This is a genomic window from Pseudoalteromonas sp. 20-MNA-CIBAN-0454, from assembly GCF_040308685.1.
Taxonomy (GTDB): Bacteria; Pseudomonadota; Gammaproteobacteria; order Enterobacterales; family Alteromonadaceae; genus Pseudoalteromonas; species Pseudoalteromonas nigrifaciens.
This window is the reverse complement of record NZ_JBEOOB010000063.1, coordinates 1-6,562: the sequence shown is the minus strand read 5'-3', so window position 1 is coordinate 6,562 and position 6,562 is coordinate 1. Positions and strand designations below refer to the sequence as shown.

Genomic DNA, 6,562 nt, shown 5'->3' with positions numbered 1-6,562 from the left:
AAAAATGGCTCTACAAAATGATAAATCAAGCGATCAAAGCTGATGAGAATCGGTGATCAAAGTCATGAGAATACGCACTCATTAGATTTAGATGGAGCACTTGGCGCTATTGGGTAGAAGAAGGGATAGAAACACTTGGTTATACTTTAATTTTAATTTCAGCTATTGAGCTTGTACTTTTGTGTCGTAAACAGCTTAATAAACAGCATCACCATGTTGGCAATGGAGTAACTGACTAACCCAACTTAATTTTTTTGAGGTTAAGTTTGCTAATTGGTTTCATAAATCAATATACTAAGCTTGTTTGCAATTACTCGTATTTTGGAATTTATGATCAAAGATATACTACTACACCCAGTTCTTATCTCAGTGGTGGTGCTCACTATCGCATTTAGTTTAAAAGTACTTGTTGATAAGTTGGCGCGATATAGAGCAGAAAAAAAAGAAAAAGATACTCGCTACATTGCACACAATATTAAGCACTTTATTAACTTTACTATGGTTTTGTTACTGCTGTTTATATGGTCGACTGAGATTCAAAACTTTGCACTGTCTATAGCCGCTTTTGCCGTTGCTATTGTGCTTGCCACTAGAGAGTTTATTCAATGTGTAATTGGCTTTTTTTACTTAGTAACAACCCGCCCATTTAGAATTGGCGACTGGGTACAAGTTGGTGAATATTATGGCGAAGTAGCAGAGACCAACTGGATTAAAACCACCTTACATGAAATTGATATGCGAACTTATCAATTCTCTAGAAAAACAATATTTATTCCTAATAACAAATTAATTACCAGCCCAATAAAAAACTTAAACTTTGTTAAACGCTTTGCTACTCATCATTTTAATATTGTGCGTAAAGACAGCTTTAATCCGTACCCTATTTACGAAACTCTTCGTAATAAAGCCAAGCATTACTGCGAAGAGTTTGAAGAAGTGGCGAGCCGGTATAACTCTATTATCGAAAGAAAATTAGATGCAAAAATTTCAGGCCCAGAACCCGAAATTCACTTTGGTACTACTGAGTTAGGAGAATTTAGAGCAAGCTTCACCCTATTTTGCCCAACCGATAAAGCACTTGAAATAGAACATAAGTTAACTGAATGCTTTATGGAGCTGTGGTATAGCGAAGCAACTAAAAATAATATTAAGGGTTAAAGGTCTACTACTAAATTAATAGAAGTCGAACTTATTAAAGTGACTTTTTATCGAGGAAAACCCAGAGTTCAGAGCGAAGCTATGTCGCTGGGTAGCTCACTTAGGCGAAAGAGAAGAAATATGACTATCACTCTACTGCCTACTAATAAGGCTGCAGTAGAGTAATTATTCACGCTTATAAAATAAAAGTAGCCACCTTATCACTCAAATCAGCAGCGCGATCTTTAAGTACTTTTGCTTGGCTTAAATGGGTCAAAGCCGACTCAGTGATCTCATCAGTAACATCTTTTATAGCAACCGTATTTTGCGTTATTTCATTTGTTACTTGTGTTTGTTCTTCGGCTGCTATGGCTATTTGTCCTGCCATATCAGAAATTATATTAACCGCTTGAGTAATTTCTTCGAGGGCTTTCGCTGCAGCATTAACGTCATCAACACTATTATTAGCTAACCTTTTACTACTATCCATTAAACTAACAGCCTGCTTAGTCGTGTTTTGTAAAGTTTCGATAGTAGTATAAATTTCAGCAGTAGACTCTTGAGTGCGGCGAGATAGAACGCGTACTTCATCGGCAACAACGGCAAAGCCGCGACCGTGCTCACCGGCACGAGCAGCTTCAATAGCCGCATTGAGTGCTAATAAAATTTTAAGTAAATATCGTGAAACAAACAAAAAAACCCCGCATTTTATATGCGGGGCTTTTTTTTGTTAGCTAAATGGTTAGGTTTACACCATTGCAGCTTGTAGCTTTTTCATCGCTGTTTTTTCTAACTGGCGAACACGCTCAGCCGATACACTGTATTTTTCAGCAAGTTCTTGTAGCGTTGCTTTATCGTCGGTTAACCAACGTGCGCTTACAATGTCTTGCGAGCGTTCATCTAGCGTTTTAAGAGCGCTAAACAAACGAGTATGTGATTGTTCTTGCCATTGTTGCTGCTCAATATCGTCAGCTAAGTCAGCAGTGCCATCAGTTAAATACTGTACTGGTGAATAGGTGCTGCTTGGTGCGCTGTCGTCGTCATCACCTGTAAGGTCAAAGCCCATGTCTTGGCCGCTCATGCGCGATTCCATTTCACGTACTTCTTTTTCACTCACACCTAGCTCGCTAGCTACTGTGCTAACTTCTGCTTGGTTAAACCAACCTAAACGTTTTTTATTTTTACGAAGGTTAAAAAACAATTTACGCTGTGCTTTAGTGGTAGCAACTTTTACGATGCGCCAGTTTTTAAGTACAAACTCATGAATTTCTGCTTTAATCCAATGCACTGCAAACGATACTAAACGCACACCCACTTCTGGGTTGAAACGCTTTACCGCTTTCATCAGGCCAATATTACCTTCTTGGATTAAATCTGCTTGTGGCAAGCCATAACCCGAGTAGCCTTTTGCAATATGCGCTACAAAGCGTAAGTGCGACATAATGAGTTGCTTTGCAGCACTAAGATCACCTTCTTCCTGAAGACGTGTTGCCAGCTCTTGTTCTTGCTCTACTTTAAGCATAGGAATAGTGCTTACCGCTTGAAGGTAACCGTCCATGCTTGCGCTTTGCTGTCCAACTGTAAGTGCCATTGCGTATAAATCTTTACTCATTTTTCACCTCGGTGATAAACATTTGAAACCATCTTAGCACTCTTTGCCTAAGAGTGCTAACCCCAATTTAAAACTTTTCTTAAGTATAAATCAAGTGGTTTTTTGTATTTTTTAAGTCTACGCTAAGCGACTGAATAAGTGATGAATTAAGCCTGCTATAGCTTTAAAGCACTTTTATAAAAACTGCTTTAAAAAGAATAATATAAAAATGTGACCATTTTATGTCAGACTTTATCTGGCTCAATTTCTTTTATATAACGATTAACCGATAAGTACGAACCAATAAACCCTAAGCTAGTAGCAAGCAGTACCAGCGAGCCAAATTCTTTTAAGGTTAAACCAATTAAAGAAAAACTAGTTTGGTAAACGCTTGCCACACTACTAACGGCAGTTGATAGCCACCACATCATTAGCGCCACACATATAAATGCAAATAACCCGCCTATAACGCCATACCATATTCCGGTCCATAAAAAGGGGGCGTGAATAAAAGTATTAGTAGCGCCTACCAGCTTCATTACTTGTATTTCTTCTTTTTTATCCATAATAGACAAACGAATAGTGTTACCTATTATTAGCGTTACCGAGGTAAGCAATAGCAGCGCAATGGTAATAACACTTTCTTTTAATAGGCTTAGCAATGCATTTAGGCGCTCAAGCCAAGCTATGTCGAGCTTGCCAAAATCAACTTCTCGCTCACTTTCAAGCTTAGTTAAAAGTACTTTTGCGGCATTAGGTTGTCTGTGTCGCGATGTTGGTATAACGAGCACAACATCGGGTAACGGATTGCTATTTAAATAGCTTAACGCCTGACCAAATCCAGATACTTGCTTAAACTCTTGTAGAGCTTGCTGCTTAGAAATAAAGGTCACGCTTTCCACTTCTGGGTAGAGTGCTAAGCGCTTTACTAAGGTTTGGGTTTCTTGCTCGTTCATGCTTTCTTTTACGAACAAAGAAATTTCGCTGGCCTCTTCAAAGCCACTGCTTACCTGTTGCACATTTTTAACCACTAAGTATAAGCTAGCTGGCAAGGTTAAGCTCAAACCCAGTACTGCAATAGTCATTAACGACGCTAGAGGTGTACGCCACATTTCACCTAAGCTATGTACGCCTTGGCGAAAAATATTAATAATAAAAAAATAACCGCCAGCAAATACTGATTTTTTTTGTTTATCGTTACTATTTTGACGACTTTTAAAAAGTAAACTCATAATGCGCCCTCGGCTAACGGATCTTGAATCATACGACCATCTTTTAGGGTTAAGCTGCGATACTTCATCCGGGCCACTAATCCTAGATCGTGGGTAGCAATAAGTACGGTTGTCCCATGGTTATTAAACTCTTCAAAAAGACGTAATATTTCCATTGAAAGCTCAGGATCTAGGTTACCCGTAGGTTCATCTGCTAATAATATTGGCGGGGAGTTAACAATTGCGCGGGCAATACCCACACGCTGCTGCTCGCCACCAGAGAGCATAGATGGGTGGCATTTAATTTTATCAATCAAGCCAACCTTATCAAGCGCGCCATGCACACGCTTTGCAATTTGCTTATGGTGTGTGCCTTCAATGATCAAGGGCAGTGCTACGTTATCAAATATAGTGTAGCGCTCTAATAAGCGGTGGTTTTGAAATATAATGCCGATGTCGCGACGGGCATAAGGAATTTGCCGTGAGTTTACTTTGTTTAAATCGATACCGTTAATAAACACACTTCCAGCAGAAGGGCGTTCCATTAAGCTAATTAGCTTTAACAGCGTACTTTTACCCGCGCCACTGTGGCCGGTTAAAAACGCGAGTTCACCAGGTTTAATATGAAAATTAACTTTTTCAAGAGCGCGATGCCCGCCTGGATAGGTTTTACTTACTTGCTGAAAATTTATCATTTTTTATTATGCCAACACTATTAAACATCAATAAAGCTGGTATTCCTCGCAATTAAAAAGGGAGCAAGCTCCCTCTTTTGGTAAATAAAAGTTCCACCTTTTAAAGGTGTGTTATAAACCACACCTACAGAACCGGAAAATCAAAGTACAAACATGACCATTTGGGTGAAGCTTTCACTTTATGAACGTCGCGCTGATCACTTTTCAACGCTTGTACTAATAGCTTGCTAAGCTTTAAGCGTCGTCTTCATCTTGGCTAAATAGCGCATCAATAAAGTCATCGCTTTTAAAGGCACGTAAATCATCAATACTTTCACCCACACCAATATAGCGAATTGGAATGTTAAACTTATCTGCTACCGCAAAAATAACACCGCCTTTTGCCGTGCCATCTAGTTTTGAAAGAGTAATACCGGTTAAACCAACGCATTGATTAAACAAGTTTACCTGGCTAATCGCATTTTGCCCTGTGCCTGCATCAATAGTTAACATTACTTCGTGCGGCGCATCAGGATCAATTTTTTTCATTACTCGCGCTATTTTTTCAAGCTCTTGCATTAAATTGTCTTTATTTTGCAAGCGCCCTGCTGTATCTGCGATTAATACGTCAACGTTACGCGCTTTTGCCGCTTGAAAAGCATCAAAAATAACAGACGCACTGTCAGCACCAGTATGCTGTGCAATAACAGGAATACTATTACGTTCGCCCCATACTTGTAGTTGCTCAACCGCTGCGGCTCTAAATGTATCACCCGCAGCAAGCATGACCGACTTGCCTTCGCTTTGAAATTGCTTAGCCAATTTACCAATGGTCGTCGTTTTACCTACACCGTTAACACCTACCATTAATATAACAAATGGTTTTTTATCGGCTGGAATAACCAACGGCTGCTCTGCAGTTTTAAGCATTACGGCCATTTCTTGTTTCATTAGCTCATAAAGTGCGTCACCGTCTTTTAATTGCTTACGGTTTGCCGCATCAGTTAGGCGGTCTATTAACTTCATTGTGGTATCAACGCCTAAATCGGCGGTGAGTAATTGCGTTTCTAGCTCTTCAAATAAATCATCGTCTATTTTTTTACCGCTAAATATGGAAGCAAAACCAGAACCAATATTAACGCGAGTTTTTAATAAACCTTTTTTAAGGCGAGAGAAAAAACCTTCTTTTTTAGGTTTCTCTACTTTTTGAGTTGCTTCGCTTGCAAGTTCATCTGCAATACGCTGCTGCTCTAAGCGCTCAGCCTCTGCTTGTTCAGCTGCAACACGCGCTTGTTCTAAACGCTCAGCTTCTGCTTGCTCTGCTGCAATACGTACTTGCTCTAAACGTTCAGCTTCTGCTTGCTCTGCTGCAATTCGTGCTTGCTCTAAACGCTCAGCTTCTGCTTGCTCTGCTGCAATTCGTGCTTGCTCTAAACGCTCAGCTTCTGCTTGTTCAGCTGCAATACGCTGTTGTTCTAATCGCTCAGCTTCTGCTTGCTCTGCTGCAATTCGTGCTTGTTCTAAACGCTCAGCTTCTGCTTGCTCTGCTGCAATACGTTGCTGTTCTAATCGCTCAGCTTCTGCTTGCTCTGCTGCAATACGTACTTGCTCTAAGCGTTCAGCTTCAGCCTTTTCCGCTGCTGCTTTTTCTTGATCAAGGCGCATCTGCGCTTCTTGCTCTGCTAAACGCTGCTGTTGCTCTAACTGTAATGCATGAGCATCGGCTTGCTGTTTTGCGAGTAACTCAGCATTGGCTTTTTCAATCGCTAGCTTTTCAGCTTGCTCTCTCTGTGCTTGCTCGGCTGCAAGTTTTTGCTGCTCTAAATACTCAGTTTCAGCTTGCTCTGCTAAACGCTGCTGTTGCTCTAGCTGTAATGCATGAGCATCGGCTTGCTGTTTTGCGAGTAACTCAGCATTGGCTTTTTCAATCGCTAGCTTTTCGGCTTGCT

5 protein-coding genes and 1 pseudogene are annotated in these 6,562 nt (G+C 40.3%); 1 reads left to right on the top strand and 5 read right to left on the bottom strand.

Annotation, left to right across the window (positions count from 1 at the left end):
• Window positions 1-330 precede the first annotated feature (330 nt).
• A complete protein-coding gene (locus AAEZ22_RS17675; RefSeq protein WP_089367659.1) occupies window positions 331-1,158 on the top strand; it encodes a mechanosensitive ion channel family protein in 828 nt (275 codons plus the stop codon).
• 175 nt (window positions 1,159-1,333) lie between these two features.
• On the opposite strand, the pseudogene AAEZ22_RS17670 reads toward AAEZ22_RS17675, so the two are convergent.
• The 5 genes and pseudogenes from AAEZ22_RS17670 to ftsY all read right to left on the bottom strand — a co-directional run.
• Window positions 1,334-1,801: pseudogene (locus tag AAEZ22_RS17670) on the bottom strand (methyl-accepting chemotaxis protein); the annotation flags it as partial.
• 84 nt (window positions 1,802-1,885) lie between these two features.
• The gene (gene rpoH / locus AAEZ22_RS17665) at window positions 1,886-2,749 is read right to left on the bottom strand and encodes an RNA polymerase sigma factor RpoH (protein WP_011327068.1); all 864 of its coding nucleotides are present in this window, start codon (window positions 2,747-2,749) and stop codon (window positions 1,886-1,888) included.
• A 224-nt stretch (window positions 2,750-2,973) separates the two neighbouring features.
• Complete coding sequence (gene ftsX / locus AAEZ22_RS17660) at window positions 2,974-3,960, bottom strand: permease-like cell division protein FtsX (RefSeq protein WP_011327067.1); 987 nt, start codon at window positions 3,958-3,960, stop codon at window positions 2,974-2,976.
• Complete coding sequence (gene ftsE, locus AAEZ22_RS17655) at window positions 3,957-4,634, bottom strand: cell division ATP-binding protein FtsE (protein ID WP_058372450.1); 678 nt, start codon at window positions 4,632-4,634, stop codon at window positions 3,957-3,959. The genes ftsX and ftsE overlap by 4 nt, the downstream gene beginning before the upstream one ends.
• 234 nt (window positions 4,635-4,868) lie before the next feature.
• A partial coding sequence (gene ftsY, locus AAEZ22_RS17650) for a signal recognition particle-docking protein FtsY (RefSeq protein ID WP_352298231.1) occupies window positions 4,869-6,562 on the bottom strand: 1,694 nt, incomplete at its 5' end.

Excerpts from the sequence above, each read along its gene's own strand:
- AAEZ22_RS17675 (WP_089367659.1), top strand. The coding sequence starts at position 331 with ATGATCAAAGATATACTACTACACCCAGTTCTTATCTCAGTGGTGGTG.
- rpoH (WP_011327068.1), bottom strand. The coding sequence starts at position 2,749 with ATGAGTAAAGATTTATACGCAATGGCACTTACAGTTGGACAGCAAAGC.
- ftsX (WP_011327067.1), bottom strand. The coding sequence starts at position 3,960 with ATGAGTTTACTTTTTAAAAGTCGTCAAAATAGTAACGATAAACAAAAA.
- ftsE (WP_058372450.1), bottom strand. The coding sequence starts at position 4,634 with ATGATAAATTTTCAGCAAGTAAGTAAAACCTATCCAGGCGGGCATCGC.